The following is a 20,575-nucleotide window of genomic DNA, read 5'->3' as shown; positions in this document are numbered from 1 at the left end:
CAGGGCGCGCAGAACTTCACGTTCGTCGATACGGCCGCCTCAGCGCCCACGTCTACGAGCATCGGCACTGGGTCGGATAAGTTGCTTCTGCGCATCAGCCAGGACGCCTACCAGGGCGATGCGCAGTACACCGTCTCGGTGGACGGCAAGCAGATCGGCGGTGTCCTGACGGCTCACGCGTCCCACGCGGCCGGTCAGTCGGACACGGTCACGGTGAACGGCGACTGGGCGTCAGGCGGTCACACCGTCGCGGTCAACTTCCTCAACGACGCTTGGGGCGGCAGCGCCAGCTTGGATCGTAACCTTTATGTCGACAGCGCCACGTACGGTAGCGCGGCCGTGGCCGACGCTCACCTCTCCCTGGCGGGCCAGGGCGCGCAGAACTTCACGTTCTTTCATTAGGGCCTGGTGACGATTTAACGCTGTGGGGATTCCCGTTTGATCTGAGATTGGATTCAACGCTGACCGTAGAGGTTGGCGATGAACTGCGACGCGCTTCGGGACGATCAGTGGGAGCGGATCAAGGCGTTCGTTCCCGGGGGGACCAAAGGCAAGCGCGGTCCGCGCACTGACAACCGGCGGTTCCTCGATGCGCTGCTTTGGATGGCGCGCTCGGGCGGGCGCTGGCGTGACCTGCCCGAACACCTGGGCCAGTATCAGTCGGTGAAGCGGCGGTACTCTCGCTGGATCGAGATGGGGTTCTCGACACGATGCTGGCGGTGCTGGCGCGTGAGGCCGACCTGGAATGGCTGATGATCGACTCGACCATCGTCCGCGCGCATCAGCATGCCGCCGGGGCCCGCACGGAAAAGGGGGGTCGGAGGCCCAGGGCCTGGGTCGGTCAAGGGGCGAACTGAGCACCAAGATCCATGCGGCAACGGATGCCCTCGGGCTTCCGGTCCGCCTGATCGGCTCGCCCGGGCAGCGCAACGACATCGCCTTCGCCCACGACCTCGTCGAAGGATACGCCGCCGAGGCGCCCCTGGTCGACGAGAGATACAACGCCGACCACTTCTGCGACAGCGTCGAGAGGGCTGGCTCCGACTGCGTCATCCCGCCCAAGCGCAACCGCAAGGTCCAGCGCGCCTATGACGCCGAGCTTTACAAGGAGCGCTATCGCAACGAGTGGTTCTTCGCCAAGCTCAAGCACTTCCGCCGGGTCGCCATACGATACGACAAGCTGCCTCGCAACTTCATAGGCTTCGTCAAGCTCGCTGCTATCGCCATCTGGCTCAAATAGTTAAATCGTCACCACACCCTAGAGTAACGATCAGGGCGACGGGTGCGAGCGTGAGATTATGGCGTGGTCGGCGACCACGACGGGCATCTCGGCCGAGAGGGTCTGCGACCTGATGATCGCCTGCTGCGAGCACCGGTTCGGCGCGACGAAGGCCCCGCACGCGGTCGAGTGGCTGTCCGAAAACGCCTCTGCCTACATCGTCAAGGAGACAGCACAGACGGCAGCCGCGCTCGAGCTGCGGTGCTTTTCACCCCGGTGCGCTCGCCGCAGAGCAACGGGATCGCGGAGGCGTTTGTGAAGACGCTCAAGCGCGACTACGCCCACCTCTCCAAATGTCAGACGCCGAGACCGTGATACGGCTTCTGCCGGCTTGGTTCGAGGACTACAACACCATCCACCCGCACTCCGGCCTGCGCATACTCTGACCCTCAGTGTTCCTCAGCCGAGGTACCTAAACCGACCCTGCTGCCTGTTCGGTCAAACAGGGTGAACTCCACTGCCCGATCCGCTGCGGCAGGCGTTTCTGTGCTTCCAGGGGTATGAATGCCCTGATGCCGATTCTTCGCTCTAATGACGAATGTTTTTTCATGCTATCAGCAGCGTCATCCTGGCTTGACATAGCTGACGGGAACCATGCTGCAGCTTCTTAAAAATTACTATTTGCACTTTATGGATCAATTAGAACGCCGACATATCCAGAAAAAGGTTCTGCGATTTTACAAGGACAGCCCTCGGATAAGGCGGGCTTTCGATTGCATAACATATAATGGAGAGCTTGACATGCTCGTGATAAGAATGTCCGAAATAGATACATTGATTCATAAGTATATAATTGTTGAGGCAAATAAAACGTTCAGCGGGCAAAATAAAGAATACAAATTAGATCTCGGAGAGACCAAGTTGGCAAAGTATAGACACAAAATTATTCATGTTAAAGTTGACGATATGCCACACACAGATGACCCTTGGGTTCGCGAAGCTTGGCAACGTGATTCTGTCATTCGCGGGCTTGCCGAAGCGCACGATAGCGACCTGGTGATACTAGGCGATGTCGATGAAATACCACGCCTTATTACAGTGGAGAAGATGTTAATGGGCCCCGGCAGCGAAATTTATGGATTGGCAATGCCAATATATTATTATTATTTAAACTATAAAAAAATAGGTGGTTATGGCCTTCGCGAAATCTGGACAATTGCAGCCTCGAAGCGTGTATTTCTAAAAAAAAGCCCCAATGATCTTCGCAACGACATCAGATTACATGGCCATCAATGCACTAGATTGGAGGAATCCGGATGGCATTTTTCATATGCGTGTGATTTGGAAAGCATCAAACAGAAAATTCGATCGTTTTCACATCAAGAATTTAATAATGATCAGTTTCTATCATCAATCAATCTCGAAGATCTTGTTGCGGCAGGCAAAGACAAATTTGGCGGCGACGGAAGATGGGAACTCGTGGATTTAACGGAACTGCCATCCATCATCCGATATAACCCGCAGAAATTTGCGAAACTCCTCAGAAATCGTCAGCCCTAAACCACGAATTCGTTATAATTCGGGAAAATTGGCACGCCTGCTATTGGGTAGGCATGCGTGCGGTCGTAGACACCGTTGAAGAAGCCGTGCAGCCAGCTCTTCCAAGCATCATATCCAAGGCTGGAACCGAAAAAAATCATTGCCTGCCTTCAATATATCGCATCATCGCTAACGAATATCTATTAAAAATTTCGTGAATCACCCCTGGCAAACTATCGGTGCAACAGGAATGCTCAACAATAGCATCAAAAATTTTCGCTGCGTATTCCGACGAAGCCGGCCGGGGTTTCCGATTTGAAGCCGGTCGTCATCCCGAGGCGAAGCCGGCCACCGGTCCGATCTGACGCCGGCCAGCGACGGGGCACTCCCGCGGGTCTGGGGTGAAGATCATGAGGTCGGTTCAACAGGTCAAGCGGTCGGCTCGGCCTCCTTGCGTTTGCGCAGGCTTTCGCCGGCGAGCTCAATGCGGTTGGCGTTGTGCACCAGCCGGTCGAGGACGGCATCGGCGAGCGTGGGGATGCCGATGATCTCGTACCAGCGATCGACCGGCACCTGGCTGGTGATCAGGGTCGAACCGGCGTCGTAGCGGTTCTCGACGATCTCCAGGAGATCGCGCGCCTGTTCGAGCAGGAGTGGCTCGGGGCCCCAATCGTCCAGGATCAGCAGGTTCACCTTCGCAACTTGGCGCAGCAGCCGGCCGTAGCGACCATCGCCACGCGCGAGGCTGAGCGCCGCAAACAGGCGCGGGACCCGGTAGTACAGCACCGAGAGGTCGTCCCGGCAGGCCTTGTGCCCGAGCGCGCAGGCCAGCCAACTCTTGCCCACACCCACTAAGAATCAGCGAAATTAGCCTCGCACAAGGGCCTCGCCCACGTTCGACGCCGCAGCCGCAACACCCTTCCCAAACCCGCATCACGAACCGCATGGGTAGTTACACTCCGAAATACTAGACGGCCCGTCGTACAATCCGGTATCGTCAAGCATGCCTAAGGGCGCTCACGAATTGCTACAGGATCAACCAGAAGACGGTCGCCAAGTGGAGGCAACGCACATGGGTCGGCGACCAGCGCATGGGTCTGAAGGATCCACGTTCAGCGGTGCTGTCACCCAAGGATTAGGCGGTCGTGGTGGCACTTCGCCGACATACGCTCCTGCCGCTGGATGAGTGCCTCTACGCGTTTCAGGTCGCGATCACGCGTTGACGAAAAGGTGCGCCCGTTATCTGCCGATTAGCGAGTTCAGAAGCAGAGTGCGGCTATGAAGAACTACATGCCGCGCTTGCTCGAAGGTGGCAGCTGCTGTCATTTCGTCATGCCTCATCAGGGAGACGGCCGTGTATGTCCATTCTGCGGCGTAATGGTCCAGAAGATCGCGTTGCGAAACAGCCCTAAGAATTTCAGCTACGTCTCGCAATCCGACGTCATTCAGAGCAGCCTTTGTTTTTTCTAGGTCGATGCAAAAAGGCCCCCTATCGGGAAATGGTTTGAAGCTTTCTTCATACAAAACATCAAATATATGAGCAGAATTTACCCTTCGAACCTTGTCGATGTTGTTATAAGTGTCCAACTGCAACGAGTCTCTCACGAACATTGTGCACTTTACGCCGTCACGGGCAAACAGAACATTGTGAAGTCCGGAACCTTGAAACCCAACAAGATGCTCTGCGCAGCTAAAGACTTCAATCTGCTCGCGCGGACTCAGCTCTTGTGGATGAATAACATCGAATCCAGAAATGGCAAAAGCGCTCTCAAGTAGTTCCTCGCCTACTACTCTACCAATATCAATCTTACTTCTTGAAATATAAATATTTTTATTCAAACCCACCTTATCCCTGTGGCGCGACCCTATAATATCAAACGCCGCAGTAAATTCGGGCAGCATACAATTCAGTAGAATGGAGGCCTGTGAAGGAATAGTTAATTTTTTAGCTCGAATGCCATTGCCGGTTACAATAATTTTATCCAAAATGCCCAATTCACTGAAAAAATATCGCTGATAGTCACTTAGTGTCAATTTTTCGCCGCCTGGGAGCTGAAAAATAAACCTGTCAAATCTCCCCTCAACCATCGGCCATAATCGAGCGGTCGTCTCGAGCAAAAAATGCCCAAAATGATCAAATATAGGCCCACAGTACAGGCAATTTCCGTCTATATATTCGTAGTTACCATTCAATTCCACGCTATCATTCTTATATATTACTGGTAACCCATGCCCTCGGGTTGTAATCGACATATCTACGAACTGATTATTGCGGTCATAAACGCCGCCGAAGAAGCCGTGTAGCCAGCTTCTCTGCGCTTCGTCCGGAGAGCATGGGCCAACAAGACCATCACTTAAGACAAGGTATCTTGCATCATTCACGGTCTTTTTACTTTCGAAAATGGCCGAGACATGCATGACCAGAAACCAATATCCAAGCAAAGCCGCTTGCGGCGCTGGATGTGTATTCCGCACATGCGTCAGCCTCGATAATCCACCCACTTAAGCAGCTCTGCGGTAGCAAAAGAATGATACCGCCGGCCTTTCGAATTTGCTAGCCGTCATCCTGCTATCCCATCTGCCATGCCTCCAATATTTTGAACGAGATGAAACCGGCAGGCACAAGCAGAATCGCATCGTTGACTACGCTATCGGCTACATGCACATCGACATTGCCGAGGTCAGGATTAAGGAACGCACGCTCTACCTTCTCCTCGCTATTGATCGAACCTCGAAGCTGGCTCTCGCGAAGATGGAGACGGAGGCAAACCGCTACACCCCAACGGTAATTACCCAGGCCCTTGCGCGGGTCGGGTTTCGCTGATTCCTTCGTAGGATGGGGCGCAGCGATCTTGAGCGGTTGAGCCGCGAGGAGCTGATCGATCCTTCGACAAGCTCAGGATGAGGTGGTGCTGCGTCTGCAGCGTCCGGACAAGACCTCGCGCACGTCCTCGAAGCCACCGTCGACCGACCGTAAGGAGCGCCGCGACTAGGCCAAGCCCGGGCACGAAGGCCACAGCCGCGTGATGAGCGCGGATCCCGACGTGGTCGTCGAGCATCGTCCCAACCGCTGCGCGTGCTGCGGTGGCGCCCTGCACGAGGATCTTTCCGCCGAGGTCGTCAGCGTCTCCGAGCGGATCGAGCTGCCGGCGGTGATGCCGATCGTCACCCAGCATCGACGGCTGGCCGTGCAGCGCCCGACCTGCGGGGCACGCGTGGTCGCGCCGGTTCCGGAGGCAGCGCGTGGCACCCCGTTCGGCCCGCGGCTGCATGCGGTGGCGACCTATCTCAAGACGTTTCAGGCGCTGTCCTACGAACGGCTCCAGGCGGCCTTGTCGGATGTGTTCGGTCTTACGCTCAGCCAGGGCGGGCTGATGAACCTGCTCCAGCGCGCGCAGGGCCGCTTCCGCTCCGGTCGCGAGAAGGCCGTGTCGACGCTACGCCGGGCCGCGGTGGTCGCCTCGGACGAGACCGGCGTGCGCATCGAGGGCAGCAACGCCTTCCATTGGGTGTTCCATGCGGCCGACGCGGTGGTGCACACCGCCTCGCCGACGCGGGGCGCTGTCGTAGTGCGGGAGATGATGGACGGCCACCGGCCCGCGGTGTGGATCTCGGATCGCTACACCGCCCAGCAGGGTCATGCCGCCGAACACCAGACCTGCCTCGCCCATCTCGCCCGCGACGTCGCCTACGTCGTCGAGGCGAGCGACGATCCGGTGCCCTGGCGCCTGCAGCTCTGGCTGCAATCCGTGTTCGCTTTGGCCGAGCGCGTCACCACCTTGGCTACCTCGACACTCGCCGCCCAGCGCCGGAGCCTGGATCGACAACTCGGGGCCATCCTCGCCACACCGAGCCGCTGCGACTTGACCCGCGATCTGCAGGCCAAGATCGGCCGAGTCCACGGTCAGCTCTTGGTGTTCCTCGCCCACCCCGGTTCGGTCGAGCCGACCAACAACGGCTCGGAGAGGCTGCTGCGTCCCTCCGTCATCCAGCGCAAGATGACCAATGGCTACCGCGCGATGTGGGCTGCCGAGGGCGAGGCCGACATCCGCATCGTCGTCGATACCGCCCGCCTTCACCGGTACCAGCCCCTTCGCTACCATCCTCAAAACCGTCAGCGCCTAAATCACGCCGCCACAGGGGTGGGTAATTACAAAACTGGTCTGCAGATCCAGTACATCGCACCCGGCTCGCCGTGGGAGAACGGGTACTGTGAGAGCTTCAACGGCAAGCTGCGCGACGAGTGACTGCGTCAGGAGATATTCTACTCGCGGCAAAAGGCACAGATCGTAATCGGCCTCTGGCAGAACACCTATAACCGCGTCGGACCCCATTCTTCGCTGGACTATCGGCCGCCCGCGCCCCTCAGCTTCCCGGATCTGGACTTCCGGCTACCCATGGGCGCGACCATGCAGTGGCCTCGCAACTGGCCCGGTCCAAAATACAGGTCAGGGGCTTGTCGCGCCGCAGCCTTTCGACGCCCTCTTCGGCAAAGCGCTGCTGCCAGCGCCAGACCGCGGGCCGGCTGACGCCGGCCCGCCGAGCCACTTTCTTCACGGTCACGCGCTCGGCGGAGAGCAGGACGATCCGCGCCCGCAGGATGTGCTTGAGAGGCCGAGATCGATCGCCCGCGATCGCCGCAACCGCTGATTTGATGGCATCATCCAGGAGAACGCAGACGGTCTGAGCCATTGCCCAGACTCGCATGCATCACCCACCGCGCGACGCCTCTGACCGCATCAGTACACTAGAAATCATCGCGAAAAAGCGGTCTGGCCATTCCAAAATAACGCTAAAAACCACGCTCATTGTTGCTCCGTTAGGCGCCTTAAGACCTCATAAAACTTACCATAGCTAAAATCTTTCGAGCGTTTGACAGCAGCAGTTCTGTAAGCTGCGATCTTTTCTGGCACTTGCTCAAGCAGGGCGACAGTGGAACTTAGCAGCCCTCTTCTATCATACACATGCAAACCGCTAACTCCATCTTTGACAATCTCAGCAGGCCCTCCACGTCCGAGGACAATCGGAATACATCCTGCACTCATTGCTTCCACAACCGTAATGCCAAAGTGTTCATATTTCTCTGGATTGAGTAGAAAACTATCATTTATGCCAGTAATATGCCAATAAATATCAGATCGAAGATATAGATTTTCAAGCTCCTTGGCGGAGACGTTTACGTGAAAATGTACGTTCAAACCTTCGCTCATAGCCCTCAACTGAGAGAAATACTCACGCGCGTCATTGTCGCCCCCTAGGCTTCCGGCGAGGTGAAGTTCTAGAGGGCGATCAACTATCTCCGCAATATCCTTGAACACCTCAATCATTACATCCTGTCTTTTACAATGCCCATTCGGAGTAAATCTTCCAACATTTACAATTTTCGCCACTTCAGATCGCGAAAAATTTCTTTGGATTAACTCAACAGCAGGATTTATTATATAAAGCTGTTTTGAGTCCAATTTTAAACTTGCAGCAACAGATTCATAGGAAATTTTCGCAAAATCAGAATATAATATTATAGCATCGTAAGAATCTATTTTTCCCCAGCTTCTCGCAAGCTCAAAAGATGAAATTGGAAATGGAAACTGGCAAATGAAAAAATTCTTCTTGCCGATCGCTTCCGCAAAGGGAACAACCTCGTTGCCCATGCTAAAGAACAAAGCGGGCTGATCATACAACCCTCTGTCATCCCAGTTTGCACATTCGACATGCTCAAGATCGAGGTTGAATTCGCGTCCCATTGTGAGCAGCCGAATTCGACTTGTAGATCGAGGCGCAAACAATACGCAATCGTATTCGTCCTTCAGGGCATGCGCGATAGACAATATATATCTCTCGCCTCCCCCAAGAGCAAGCGGGTATGGAGTAAATAACGCCAATAAAGGCAGCCCTCTAGCACCATGATGGCTGTACTTCGGCATACCAAAATTCAAATTAGATTTAGCCAAACCCTCGATAAGCGATTTCTGCCATCGCTGAACAAACTTCAATCTATTTGCTGCGACAACGTTATCCAGCCGCAAGTCCGAATCCGTCGAGGTCGCTCCCTCAAGGTGAAAAACTTTCGATTTTGGTTCATGTTTTATATGCAGTCCCAATGCTTGGATTTTCAAACATAAATCCACGTCCTCATAATACGCAGGATCCCACATCAAGTCGAACCCAAGCACATCAAGAAAGACTTGTTTTCGCACAGCAAAGGTGGCTGCTGAGATATAAGTTACATACTCAGGCTGGCAATAAAACGTGCTCGAGGCGGGCAACCCTTTCCCACGTTGATGCACGGTTCCGTCATCAAACACAAACCCTCCAGCTTCCTGAAGAACCCCATTAGGATAAAAAAAAGTAGGCCCCACGCCCCCTATTGAGGGATCTTCAAGACTTAGGATCAAAGGTTCAAACCAGCCCTGTGTTACAAATACATCATTGTTAATAAAAACAAGATTTTTACCTATAGCAGACTCCGCAGCAATATTGTTGCCTTCGCCGAAGCCGAGATTTCTATCGCTTCTTATGAGACGAAAGTTTATACCAAATTCTGACAGCAGCTTGAATTGATGACCGCTCGAGCCGTTATCGAACACGATTACCTCGACGGCTTTTTTGTCCGTGTGCAGGTGTAAGAAGTACAAGCACTGAAGGGTGATCACGGACTTATTCAAATTTAAAACGATTATACTTGTATCACAATCATGCAGCTCATCGTCACACGTTGGTTGAAACTCTCTATTCTCCAGGCATGCAGCCATTAGGAAACTCAGAGGTTCAGTATTTTTTGGAAGCTTTGCAAGCTTTGCAAAAAAAAGTGGATCAAATAGGAGATGAGGTTTTTTACCCTTATTCCATCCAAACTTAAGGTAGTGAGCTATAGCGCCCCCGGGTTCAAGGTCGATCTGATTGATTTTTTCCAACTCGGGAAATTGAGATTTATAATAATTTGCGTCGAAAATTCTGAAAGCCTGAACATCTTCGTTCCAACCGTATTTTAGGTAATGCACCAGGGGATGCAAGTTATACTGTATGATATCTGATCTAATCCTAAGGTATTCTTTAACGTCAAACAGGGGATGTACTTCAGACCAAAACTTCGACCCGTTCAAGCAAAAGTCAGTAAGTGGATCTGTCGCAATGGGGCGACCAACGTTTTTGATGTAATAATTTGTTGAGAACAATACGTTGGGATCATAGCCAAGCTTCCATCCAATGCGCTTGTAATGTTGCAGCGGGTTATCCGTCGGTCCTGCCTGTATAGTGTAATAATCGATGTCGAATATCTTTAATTCTATGTCTTCAGCTTCTGCCTGAGGGACCTGGGAATTCTCAAAGGGTATAATGGTTCTGAAAATGCTGTTCTCGAGAGATTGATCGTTGACTTCGGTGCAGCGCACCTCAACCTCGTGCGTTTCCCCGTCACGGAGATAAGAAGGTATTTGTATCGCAAATCCGTGGTAACCGTCTCCAACTTTAGCTTCTTTGAGGTCGGCGCGATATAAATACGCGATCTCAGTTGCGACCTTTTTACCATCGACGAACAATTCAACTTTTTGAACTGCGTCGGAATTATTGTCGTCATATGCCCAGCCGACTACGCGATGCTGGTCAATAAATTCAAGTCGTCCCCTGAGCATGTTAAGCCTTGCGCTTTTATTTGACTATGGACCTAAACTATTCGATTTCTACTGATACTCGCGTTAGTGCTATATAGCAGACGTGCCGAACCGCTGTCGGTCAGGCGTTGGCGCTGAGGCGTTTGATGTCGGCGTCGACCATCTCGGTGATCAGCGCTTCGAGGCTGGTCTGAGCCTCCCAGCCGAAGGTCGCCTTGGCCTTGGCCGGATTGCCCAGCAGCACCTCCACCTCCGCCGGGCGGAAGAACGCTGGGTCGATCACCAGGTGGTCATCGATGTTCAGCCCAACATGCTTGAACGCGATCACGCACATGTCCCGCACCGTCGTCGTTCGGCCGGTGGCGATGACGTAGTCGTCCGGCTTGTCCTGCTGCAGCATCAGCCACATCGCCTGCACGTAGTCCCGGGCGTGGCCCCAGTCGCGCTTGGCGTCGATGTTGCCCAGCCGCAGCTCCTTCTGCTTGCCGAGCTTGATCCGCGCCACCGCGTCCGTGACCTTGCGGGTGACGAACTCCACGCCCCGCAGCGGGCTTTCGTGATTGAACAGGATGCCGTTCGAGGCGTGCAGCCCGAAACTTTCCCGGTAGTTGATCGTCATCCAATGGGCGTAGAGCTTGGCCACGCCGTAGGGCGAGCGCGGGTAGAACGGCGTCGTCTCGCTCTGCTGCGCCTCCTGGATCAGGCCAAACATCTCCGAGGTCGACGCCTGGTAGTACCGGGCCTGGGGGGCGACCGAGCGCAGGCATTCGAGCATATGGACCGCGCCAAGGCCCGTCACCTGGCCGGTGAGCAGGGGCTGCTGCCAGGACGAGGTGACGAAGGACTGGGCGGCGAGGTTGTAGATCTCGTCGGGCTTGGCGGCCTGGACGATGCGCAGCAGCGCCGACTGATCCAACAAGTTGCCGTCCACGAGTTCGACATCGTCGAGGATGCCGAGCCACTTCAACCTGTGGTCGAAGACGCCGGCATGGCTGGAGCGCCGCACGATGCCGGTGACCGCGTAGCCCTTCTGCAGCAGCAGCTGCGCCAGGTACGCGCCGTCCTGGCCCGTCACCCCCGTGATCAGCGCGCGCTTGCCCGTCATGAATCCGTCCCGTCCCCGTGATGCCCGGCTGCTACGACCCAGGGTAGGTTTGCGTCAAGTTTGAGTTGCACTGTTGGCAAGCCTATCATGCAGTCGGCTGATGCCTAAATACAACGCTGACTGGTCGATCCCTGAACTAAGACAACGTACCGCCGCCTCGAGCGGTTACGCCAAACGCTTAGATCTAGGGGGACCTTCATCGAAAGCGTTCGGGCTCGAGCGCTTAGGTTGGTTTTTGGTACTACGGCCGCCCGGTCGGAAACCTGAGATCACGACAGCTGGTGCATTCGCAAGCTCTGCGAGATCGACACCATCCTGTTCGAGATCTTTGCCTACGGCAAACCGCCGTCGTACGTGAGCGAAGCGCTTTACAGCGACGCTGAACGGGAGGCTAGAGCGATCATTCAGCAGCAACAACTTGTGGCTGAGGTCCAGGCCGATCGGCACCGGCAGGAAGTGTAGGGCTCGTGATGACCTGCACCATTCGGGCGATCGGGTAGGTCGGAGGCCCGAGAACCGTATGATTGGCGGACGGCGAAGTGCGCGAAGGGAGAGCGGTCATGGGACGTGCAACGCGGGTCCGCTTGGATTGCGCTGATCTTTTAGTCGATTTTTAGCACAACAAGAGCTTTCGACGTCGGGCAACCCTGGACCGCCCCGCCCATGCGTTAAAGATATGCACGGAGTAACTCGAACCAGAAAACTGACGTGCAGCTCATCCGGCCTTGGATCGATTCAATCGCGATCCGCTACGACCGGGTTATCCGGTTTAGGCCAAACTGCTGCATCATCGGGCACCGCGCGCAGCACAGTGCAGCCCATGCCTATCATCGCCCGCTGCCCGACCGTAAGCCCCTGCAGTACCTTGGCGAGCGGCCCCACGAGCCCGTCCGCCCCGATCATGCAGCGCCCACCGATGAACGCCGACGGCGAGATTGTCGTGTTGTCGCCGATCTCCGCGTCATGGCCGATGATCGCGCCGGTGTTGATCACGCAGAACCGCCCAAGCCGCGCATCGATGTTGACGATCACCCCGTGTGCCACGAAGGCGCCCGCGCCCAGAGTCACGCCCTGACTGACGATCGCATGCGGCGACACCAAAGAAGGGCAGGGCAGAGCATGTTGGTCGAGCCACGCGATGATCTCGGCCCGCGCCTGGATCGCCGCCCGGCTCACCCCGCCCACTGCCATGGCGACGCCAGCGTAAGCGGCACGGTCGGCCAGGAGTTCGGCGAGATAGCCCCGGTAGGTGCCGACCTGCGCGCTCGGCTGGCTCGAATAGGTCGCGTCCACCGTGTAGCCGCACATCTGCGCGACTTCGGCGATCTCCTTGGAGAAGCCGCCTCCGCCGATCAGAGCGAGGCGCTTGGCGTCAGCCGTCACGTGAGTCCACCCTTCATAGGGACGCTCCGCCATCGACCCGGAGGATCTCGCCGGTCACGTGCCGCGCCTGCGGCGACATCAGGAAAGCGATGGCTTCGACCACCGACGCAACAGTGGCTGCGCCCGTCGGGCTGCGCTTCTCCAGTACCTCCTTGAAGCCCTCGCCATAGAGCCGCGCATGCGCCTGGGTCATCTCGGTATCGAGCCAGCCCGGCGCGACCCCGACCGCGCGACGAGGAGCGAGCTCCCGGGCGAGGCCGCGGATCAGTGCGTCGAGCCCCGCCTTAGAGGCCGCGTAGGGGACAATGGCCGGCTCCGGCCGCTGGGCGGCCACCGAAGAGACGGCGCAGAAGACCGCGTCGCGCGTCGAGATCCGGGCATTGCCGAACGCGGCGGCGAACAGTGTCGGAGCCACAAGGTTCGTGGTGTAGAGGCGCTGGACCTCCTCCACACTCAGGCTGCGCATCGGCTTTATGACTTGCACGCCGGCGCAATAGACGAGTCCGGTCAGCAGCCCGCGTTCCGCGACCGCTGCCTGCAGGGTTCCAGCAATAGCGGCGAGGTCGGTGACGTCTGCAGCGATCGTGGCGATACCGGCCTCGGCCAGTACGGCTAGGCGGTCCGCCCGGCGAGCGAGGGCGGTCACAGCCCCTTGCCTGGCGAAGCGCTCGGCGACGGCCCGGCCTATGCCACTGCTGGCTCCGACGACGAGAATATGTCCCGCGGGTTCCGCCATGACCCGGCCTCAGGCCTGCAGCTTCGCGCCAGCGATGCCGAGAAGATCGTCGGTGGTCGCGGCCTCCGCGATTCGCGACGGCTCCACCTCGAGACCAAGCGTGTCGAACAGGGCCATGATGTTGAGGATGCCGAGGGAGTCGAAGGTCTCGATCTCACCCAGCTTCTGGCCGCGCGCGAGCGGCCCCGGCTGATCCAGGATCGCGCCGAGCTCGTCCAGGAACCCAGCCTCGGTCATCACGCGATCTCCTCGAACTTCAAAACGGGCGGGGCATAGATCCGATCGGTGCTGAGCGCGCACGCGCCCCAGCTCAGACCGACGCCGAACCCCGCCAGCACCGCGCGCAGGGGCCGGTGCGCGAACGCGTCCGCCAGGAAGCCCGAGATCGTTCCGGGGATCGAGGCAGAGTTCTGGTTTCCGTAGACGGATTGCGTGCCTGAGGGAAGCTTGCCGTCGTCGAGCCCCAGGCGCCGTTGCAGGTTCTTGAGAATGTACTTGTTCGGCTGGTGCAGGACGTAGAAGTCCGGCTCCTCGGGGCCCATCCCGGCGGCCGCGAGGATGTCGGTGACCAGAGACGGCACACGCTTTAGGGAGAAGTTGAACACCTGCGCGCCGTCCATGTGCATGGAGGCCGGCTTGTCCGCATCCTCGGGATCCGCGCGCAGGCCACTATGCGGGATGAACAGGGCCTTCTCGCCGGAGCCGTCGCTGTGGAGCTGGAATACGCTCTCGGTCTCGCGCCGCTCGATCAGAACGGCGGCGCCGGCATCGCCCATGATCGGGGTGATGGAGCGGTCGTCCTTGGCGACCATGCGGCTCGCGACGTCGCCGACGCAGAGGAGCACGCGGCTCAGCCCGGATTCGACCAGGCTGTAGGCGACCGAAAGCCCGTAAACGAAGCCGCTGCAGCCCAGCCGCATGTCGAAGCAGAGCGTGTCGGTGCGCATGCCGAGGCGATGCTGCATCGAGATCGCGGTCGAGGGCGAGCTGTAATCGGGGGTCTGGGTGACCAGGATCAACCCGTCGAGATCCGCCGGCTGAAGGTCGAGGCCGCGCAGGAGGTCCCGGGCCGAGTTGAGGCAGAGGTCGGCGGTGGTGGTGTCGTCGCGCACCACAACGTGGCGGGTGGTGAAGCCCATCGCGCGCTTGAGCCGCTCGGCCTCCTCGGGGGACATCCCGAGATCCGCCGCCTCGGCGTCGAAGGCGAGCGCCCGGCCGCCGACCGTCGTGACGAGGCCGGCGATCCCGGCGTGCCGGAACCGCAGCTCAGCCACGGGCCACGGCCTGTGCGACGTAGTCGAACCAGCTCTGGAGCCGGCGCAGGGGCGAGCGGGTGCTGTCGAGGATGCTCTCGTCGGCCAGCGGGACGTAGCGCCCGACCGCCTTCTCGACCTCGGACTCGGTCTCCAGCAGCAGCTCGACCACCGCGAAGGAGTCGATCCGCTCGTAGAGGTCGTCCTCGGGGCCGAGACCGCTCAGCTCCGGCCGGCCCCAGGTCTCGACCAGGCGGTCCAGCGTGGTGCGGGCGGCCGTCGCGGCAGCGTGCTCACTCGGCGACGATGTGGATGTAGGCAGTGTCATCCGGTCCTCGGGTCAATCGATAGGCCTTGCCCTCTGGGCCAGAGCCGATGAGCGCGAACCCGTTCTCGTCCAGGAAGGTCTCGACCATCCGGTTCTTGGCGCTGGGGCGATAGCGTGCCCTCAGCGCCGGGTCGGCCTCTTCCCGGCAGACGTAGCGCAGGACTTGGCTCTCAATGCGGCGCCCGAGCGCCCGGCAGCTCATCAGGAACGTCTCGAGTTCGCCGCCCCGGACGATGGCGACGCCGACGACGCCCATATCGCCGAAGCGGTCGACGACCCGGGCCGCGTAGACGCCGCCCTCGCGCATCGCGGTGGCGACCTCGTCCTCGGTGTAGCGCCGAGTGGTGAGGTTGAACTGGTTGGTCTTGTTGATGAGCTGCGCGACGCGCCGGAGCGCGCCGGGATTGTTGCGGGTGATGTGCAGGCGGATGTCCAGGGAGGCGAGATACTCGTCCATGGAGGCAGCCGAGCGCTGCAGTTCTTGCCGCTGCGCCTCGCCGCGATACTGCTCGGTCTTCGACAGATCTTCCGCGGTGACGTTCCGGGCCCGCAGGGACGCGATCCCGTCGAGCAGGGTCAGCGCCTGCTCCGGGCGGGTCCGGTCGAACAGGTGGCATTCGACGCCGGGCAGCCGGGCGCGGACTTCCTCGATCTCGAACGGGTTGTCGTCGATGAAGACGAAGCTATCCAGGCCGAGATTGAGCGTCTCGGCGAGCTCGCGGATGTTGTCGCTCTTCTCCGACCAGTTGCTGCGATAGGCGATGAAATCGTCGAGGCGCAGCGGCATCGCCCGTTGCTCGAACACCGAGCGGAAATCCGCGTCATTGTTCTTCGTGACCGCGCAGAGCAGGATGCCGAGGCTCTTCAAGCGCAGCAGCTGCCGCTGGAGCTGGGTGTGAACGATCCCGGGATAGTCGCTGTCGACCTCGAGGTTCTCGACACCATCTTCGCCCACGACGCCGCCCCAGAGGGTGTTGTCGGCATCGACCACCACAACCTTCCGGCGGGCCCGCAGCCGGGCCGCGATGGCGTCGGCATAGTGCTCGACCAGCGCATCCACGGCAGCCGGGGCATAGGGCATCTGGTACATGTACCGGTTGCGCTCGCGCAGCGCGTTGGCGAAGCCGAGCTGTGCCAGAGCTCCCGCCGCGTCGATGACGCTGACGCGCTCGTTGGCGCGGGCGAGTTCGAACAGCACCGCGTTGATGCGGGCCAAGGCGTCCAGCTGCCCGTGGAGGTCGCTCTCCACCGAGGAGACCGGCACAAACGGCACGGTGTTGAGGATGATCGTCCCGGACGCCCGCGCGAGGCGGCCCGAGACCAGCTCGGCCAGCGTCCGGGCGCGTGCGATCGCCGCCTCGTCCGGGGCGACATCGAAGAACCAGCGATGATCGAGATGGACGATGAGGGTGTCGACGGAGGCCGGGCCCGCCAGGACCTGCTCGATCTGACCGATCGCGAAATGCTCGCACGCCACCTGGGCGAGATCCGCGAGGCGGCCCATCACCTTCCCGAACGGGTTAGTGACCACGTTTCCAACGAAACCGAGCGACAGGACGCGAGCCGTGTTCATCCTCAATACCGGTCCTTGCGACACTCGAAGGAATGCCTGCCCTCCGGCAATCGACCGGCCCCATACCTCATGTGCGAGCGCCGCCCTCTTGCGAGATCCGATATCATAAAGCAAGGGGCCGAGGCGGATCGCGGGCGGTCGCCGCTGCGCATCCCATCAGAGGACGGCCTGCGTGTCACCGGCCCGATGCGACCGGACCGGGACCGGCCTCCGAGCCCGCCCGCTTGACAGTCGACAAGGAGCTTCGCGATGAACGAAACCGGCTCGGCCCCCGCCCCGGCGATGTCGCGGATTTGGTCCGAGGATCACCAGAGCGCGTTCGCCCGGGCCACCGGCGACGTGAATCCGATGCATATGGATGCCCGGGTGGCGCGGCGGACGCTCGCCGGCGGGCAGGCGGTTCACGGGGTTCACACGGCTCTCTGGGCGCTCGATGCATGCGTCGATGCCTACCCGCTCGAGCAGCTGAGCGGCCTGCAGATGCGGTTCGAGCGCTTCGTGCTGGTTGGGGACCGCACCGAGATCGTGGTGGATGAGGCGGATGCGGGGCGCCTGCGTCTCTCCCTGTCGGTGGACGGTGTCCGTGCAGCCACGATCCAGGCGACGCTGGGGGAGGCGCGGCCGCGAGCCCAGCCCATCACGGACGCCCCCGAGGCGATCCCACCGGAGCCGATCACCGTCGACCCTGCGACGATCGCCAGCGCGGCGGGGGCGTTCCGGCTCCCCGAGCCGGAGGCGATCACCGCACTGGCACCGCGACTGGCACGGGTCATCGGTTCCGCCCGGGTGTCGGCATTGGGTGGTCTGTCCACCCTGGTCGGCATGCGGGTGCCCGGCCTGCACTCGATCCTCTCGAAGATCGACGTGACGCTCACCGACGTGGCCGACGGATCGAGCCTGTCCTACGCGGTGAAGCGGTTTCAGCCGATGCTTCAGTCTGTGACGACGCAGGCCAGCGGTCCGGGCTTGGAGGCCCGCGTCGAGAGCTTCGTACGCCCACGCCCGGTCGAGCAGGAGGGTTGGGCCGAACTCGCGGCCCTGGTGCGCCCGGGAGAGTTTTCGGCGGTTTCCGCTCTCATCATCGGCGGATCCCGCGGCCTCGGCGCCGCGACGGCCAAGCTGCTGGCGGCGGGGGGCGGCGATGTCTGCATCACCTACGCCTCTGGCGCATCTGAGGCGGAGGCGGTCGCCCGTGAGATCCGGGACGGGGACGGACGCTGTCAGGTCCTGCACTACGACGCCGCTCACCCGGTCGGGCCGCAGCTCGAATCCCTCGCGATGACGCCGTCCCAGCTCTATCACTTTGCGACCCCGCGCATCTTCCGCCAGAAGCGGGCGCCGTTCGAGCGGGCCTGTTTTGAGGAGATGATGCGGGTCTACAATTACGCGTTCTACGATCTCAGCCTGTTCTGCCTCGAACGGCGCGACCGGCTGGCGGCTTTTTATCCCTCGACCACCGCCATCGACGAGGCGCCGCGCGACACCTTGGAATACGTGATGGCGAAGACGGCCGGCGAGACCCTGGTAACCACCCTGGCTCGGACGATTCCGAACCTGAGAGTCGTGATCGAACGACTACCCCGGGTAAAGACCGATCAGACCGCCACGATCTTTCCCGTGCCAGCCGCATCACCGGGCATACTGATGCTGCCGATTATCCGGCGCCTATCATCGCAATCCTGAGACCTGGTGCATACGAGCGGCCTCAACTCTGACGCTCAACGGGATGCCGCCCCCCCGGTGGCCGAGTTCGACAGAGCCGCGCCCCCAGTAGCAGAGCTAGACAGGGCATCGTTGCCGCCTTGAACACCGGCGGTCCCCAACGGATTGCCGCGCGTGTCGGTAGTCAGGTTCGGCTCCTTCTGGATCAGACCGGGGGGTGCAGGATCGAAAGGCTCGACCGGGTTGAAGACCTGCTGCCCACCGCCAAACGGCTTCACGACTGTCTCGGGGCGGACAGAATCCGTGCAAAGCCCCGTACAGATCGGCTCCACCAGATCGGTCTGCTGGCAGATCGGCCGCATGACGCCCCTCACGCAGGCGCATCGGCAGGCCGCCCAGGCCTGCGTGGGCAGGAGCAGGAGGGAGCAGAGCAAGAGGATCGACCGCATGGCGCACTGCCCTTGGTGATGCCGCCGCGCTAAGGCAGCGGGCTGATGGTAGCAGGCCGAAGCCACGGTCGCGACCGGGCGTCGCGATCACGAGCCTTCAAACGAGCCGAAGGCGACAATCCACCCCCGATCCGCGCGAGACTGGCCCTAAGACGCCGCTCTTAGCATGCGTTACGCTTCACAAAATGGCTGACCGGCAGCTCACTGAGCTGTGGTGGTCTCGGGATTCGTCTCCTCGACCTCGGGCGCCTCATCGTCTTGATCAGGTTCGTCCTGAGGATCGTCGGAATCGTCCTGTGCCCCCTCAGCGGCCGTGAAGAAATCGCCCCTTCGAACCGCTTCGCCCCCCGTCACCATCATGCTGAGGTAGGTATTGAGAGTGTTTGAAGCGACATCAGACAGCCGCTCCGCAATCTCGGCATGGGTCAACCCTTGCGGACCCGCGCTGCCGAGGAGAGCTTTCAGGCGCCCCTTAGCCGAGTTCGATCGTGGACCGCGAGCTCCGCGCCGGCCGCTCCGACCGGAGGTGCTTTGATCCTCGGCCGACGGTCGCAAATTGTCGGTTGACCGAAGGATGGACGTGTCCTTGAGCGGAACGCCTTCCACAATCGCTGTCAACGCGGCTTCAGCCGCCCGCAGTTTGGTGAGTTCCGCCGAGATCCGGTCGTAGTCGCTTTGGAGTGCGGCTCTGCGCGCCCGCACATCAACCAACGCCTTCGTTAGGGTGTTGTCCTCAGCCATCCATCGGCCTCATTGCATACACTCGTTCGTGAGCGGCCATAGGTCATAGGACCCTTGAGCCGTCAACAGCGAGACGGTTGGCACTATCACAGCGGGATCAGTTCCTATGGCCTGCATGAGTTGTGGGAAACACAATTTCTGGCTTACAGATTGCTGAGACGCTTCCGACGGACATGGCCAGACCCGGCGACGCACACGGATTTGAATAAATCAAATCCATTCAATTCAAATCAAAGCTGAGTTGGCTCAGCCAATCGCAGCTTATCCCTGTGTTTTAGGGTCGCTAAACGATTTAGATCCCAACTAGGTCGCAGCCGTCCAAACAATATCTTAATTTTAGCAAGGTTATCCATGCCGTTGAATATATTTGATAAAGGGGAAAATAATATTATCGATATTGACTCGAGAGAACAACATGATCAGGCCGGAAAGATATATATCAACGGCGATAATAACTATATCCGTATAGGAAGGGGCTGCGTTTCCGACAAAGATATGCACATCGTGATCGAGTCGAATTGCAAGTTCGATATCGGGGACGATGTGCGCCTCGGGATGGCAAATATTTATATCGGCCCGGGTTCGATGCTGCGCATCGGCGACAGAACCGGCTTCACCGGGCTCGTCCATCTAAACCCCGTTGAGGCAAAGGCGATCGAGATCGGGACGGACTGCTCGATCGCATCCGGGGTCTGGATAACAACGAGCGATTTTCACTCGATCATCAGCCGGAGCGGGGGCGAGCGGCTGAACCCGGCAAAGCCCGTCCGCGTGGGCAACCACGTTTGGATCGCCAACCAAGCGACGCTGCTCAAGGGCTCGACCATCGGCGACAACGCGATCATCGGGGCGCACGCGGTCGTCACCGGAACCGTGCCGCCCCATTGCGTTGCCGCGGGCAACCCCGCACGGATCGTGCGCGAGGACGTCACTTGGCGGTCGGACCTAATCTGACCGCCGGCGTCGAGAAGGCGAGG

The 20,575-nt window shown here is 59.4% G+C and carries 16 protein-coding genes and 6 pseudogenes; 9 read left to right on the top strand and 13 right to left on the bottom strand.

Annotated elements, in window-relative coordinates; genetic code table 11:
• The 4 genes and pseudogenes from BM228_RS25860 to BM228_RS25845 form a co-directional block, all read left to right on the top strand.
• A partial coding sequence (locus BM228_RS25860) for a carbohydrate-binding domain-containing protein (RefSeq protein WP_280142356.1) occupies positions 1-402 on the top strand: 402 nt, incomplete at its 5' end.
• Between the two features lie 78 nt (positions 403-480).
• Positions 481-1,240 (top strand): annotated as a pseudogene (locus BM228_RS25855) (IS5 family transposase).
• A 37-nt stretch (positions 1,241-1,277) separates the two neighbouring features.
• Positions 1,278-1,665: pseudogene (locus BM228_RS25850) on the top strand (integrase core domain-containing protein); the annotation flags it as partial.
• A gap of 208 nt (positions 1,666-1,873) precedes the next feature.
• Entirely contained in the window at positions 1,874-2,779 is a 906-nt protein-coding gene (locus tag BM228_RS25845) for a glycosyltransferase family 17 protein (protein WP_092045076.1), read from the top strand.
• Between the two features lie 408 nt (positions 2,780-3,187).
• Here BM228_RS25845 and BM228_RS25840 read toward each other — a convergent pair.
• Together BM228_RS25840 and BM228_RS25835 are read right to left on the bottom strand one after the other, a co-directional pair.
• Positions 3,188-3,607 (bottom strand): annotated as a pseudogene (locus BM228_RS25840) (ATP-binding protein); the annotation flags it as partial.
• A gap of 390 nt (positions 3,608-3,997) precedes the next feature.
• The gene (locus BM228_RS25835; protein WP_139234205.1) at positions 3,998-5,260 is read right to left on the bottom strand and encodes a glycosyltransferase family 61 protein; all 1,263 of its coding nucleotides are present in this window, start codon (positions 5,258-5,260) and stop codon (positions 3,998-4,000) included.
• A 157-nt stretch (positions 5,261-5,417) separates the two neighbouring features.
• Here BM228_RS25835 and BM228_RS36155 point away from each other — a divergent pair, with 157 nt between their 5' ends.
• From BM228_RS36155 to BM228_RS25820, 3 genes and pseudogenes are all read left to right on the top strand, one after another.
• Positions 5,418-5,582 carry a hypothetical protein gene (locus BM228_RS36155; RefSeq protein ID WP_425284996.1) on the top strand — a complete coding sequence of 55 codons (165 nt, stop codon included), beginning with the start codon at positions 5,418-5,420 and terminating at the stop codon, positions 5,580-5,582.
• A 12-nt stretch (positions 5,583-5,594) separates the two neighbouring features.
• Positions 5,595-6,883 (top strand): annotated as a pseudogene (tnpC, locus tag BM228_RS25825) (IS66 family transposase).
• 29 nt (positions 6,884-6,912) lie between these two features.
• A pseudogene (locus BM228_RS25820) lies at positions 6,913-7,287 on the top strand (integrase core domain-containing protein); the annotation flags it as partial.
• Here BM228_RS25820 and BM228_RS25815 read toward each other — a convergent pair.
• The 9 genes and pseudogenes from BM228_RS25815 to BM228_RS25770 form a co-directional block, all read right to left on the bottom strand.
• A pseudogene (locus BM228_RS25815) lies at positions 7,214-7,450 on the bottom strand (helix-turn-helix domain-containing protein); the annotation flags it as partial. The pseudogenes BM228_RS25820 and BM228_RS25815 sit on opposite strands and share 74 nt — an antisense overlap.
• 113 nt (positions 7,451-7,563) lie before the next feature.
• Positions 7,564-10,389: a glycosyltransferase gene (locus BM228_RS34075; protein ID WP_139234204.1), complete on the bottom strand. Its 2,826-nt coding sequence runs from the start codon at positions 10,387-10,389 to the stop codon at positions 7,564-7,566.
• A 100-nt stretch (positions 10,390-10,489) separates the two neighbouring features.
• Positions 10,490-11,473 carry a GDP-mannose 4,6-dehydratase gene (gene gmd / locus BM228_RS25800; RefSeq protein WP_092039535.1) on the bottom strand — a complete coding sequence of 328 codons (984 nt, stop codon included), beginning with the start codon at positions 11,471-11,473 and terminating at the stop codon, positions 10,490-10,492.
• Between the two features lie 735 nt (positions 11,474-12,208).
• Positions 12,209-12,856: an LbetaH domain-containing protein gene (locus BM228_RS25795; RefSeq protein WP_092045071.1), complete on the bottom strand. Its 648-nt coding sequence runs from the start codon at positions 12,854-12,856 to the stop codon at positions 12,209-12,211.
• Positions 12,857-12,869: 13 nt separating this feature from the next.
• Positions 12,870-13,592, bottom strand: coding sequence for an SDR family NAD(P)-dependent oxidoreductase (locus BM228_RS25790; protein WP_092045069.1), 723 nt, complete (start codon positions 13,590-13,592; stop codon positions 12,870-12,872).
• 9 nt (positions 13,593-13,601) lie between these two features.
• Entirely contained in the window at positions 13,602-13,829 is a 228-nt protein-coding gene (locus BM228_RS25785; protein WP_092045067.1) for a hypothetical protein, read from the bottom strand.
• On the bottom strand, positions 13,829-14,866 hold the full coding sequence (locus BM228_RS25780; RefSeq protein WP_092045066.1) for a 3-oxoacyl-ACP synthase III family protein: 1,038 nt from the start codon (positions 14,864-14,866) through the stop codon (positions 13,829-13,831). The genes BM228_RS25785 and BM228_RS25780 overlap by 1 nt, the downstream gene beginning before the upstream one ends.
• The gene (locus BM228_RS25775) at positions 14,859-15,173 is read right to left on the bottom strand and encodes a hypothetical protein (protein WP_092045064.1); all 315 of its coding nucleotides are present in this window, start codon (positions 15,171-15,173) and stop codon (positions 14,859-14,861) included. Before BM228_RS25775 ends, BM228_RS25780 begins: the two co-directional genes overlap by 8 nt.
• Positions 15,139-16,746, bottom strand: coding sequence for an HAD-IIIC family phosphatase (locus BM228_RS25770; protein WP_092045063.1), 1,608 nt, complete (start codon positions 16,744-16,746; stop codon positions 15,139-15,141). Before BM228_RS25770 ends, BM228_RS25775 begins: the two co-directional genes overlap by 35 nt.
• A gap of 249 nt (positions 16,747-16,995) precedes the next feature.
• Here BM228_RS25770 and BM228_RS25765 point away from each other — a divergent pair, with 249 nt between their 5' ends.
• The gene (locus tag BM228_RS25765) at positions 16,996-18,429 is read left to right on the top strand and encodes an SDR family NAD(P)-dependent oxidoreductase (RefSeq protein WP_092045061.1); all 1,434 of its coding nucleotides are present in this window, start codon (positions 16,996-16,998) and stop codon (positions 18,427-18,429) included.
• A 35-nt stretch (positions 18,430-18,464) separates the two neighbouring features.
• Here the strand turns inward: BM228_RS25765 and BM228_RS25760 are convergent, their stop codons facing one another.
• The gene (locus BM228_RS25760) at positions 18,465-18,770 is read right to left on the bottom strand and encodes a hypothetical protein (protein WP_139234203.1); all 306 of its coding nucleotides are present in this window, start codon (positions 18,768-18,770) and stop codon (positions 18,465-18,467) included.
• Between the two features lie 288 nt (positions 18,771-19,058).
• Positions 19,059-19,598, bottom strand: coding sequence for a hypothetical protein (locus tag BM228_RS25755; protein ID WP_092045058.1), 540 nt, complete (start codon positions 19,596-19,598; stop codon positions 19,059-19,061).
• Between the two features lie 495 nt (positions 19,599-20,093).
• Here BM228_RS25755 and BM228_RS25750 point away from each other — a divergent pair, with 495 nt between their 5' ends.
• Positions 20,094-20,552, top strand: a complete 459-nt coding sequence (locus tag BM228_RS25750; RefSeq protein ID WP_244537312.1) for an acyltransferase — start codon at positions 20,094-20,096, stop codon at positions 20,550-20,552.
• The last annotated feature ends 23 nt before the right edge of the window (positions 20,553-20,575 follow it).

This window comes from Methylobacterium pseudosasicola, assembly GCF_900114535.1.
Classification (GTDB): domain Bacteria; phylum Pseudomonadota; class Alphaproteobacteria; order Rhizobiales; family Beijerinckiaceae; genus Methylobacterium; species Methylobacterium pseudosasicola.
This window is presented reverse-complemented; position numbering and strand designations above follow the sequence as displayed.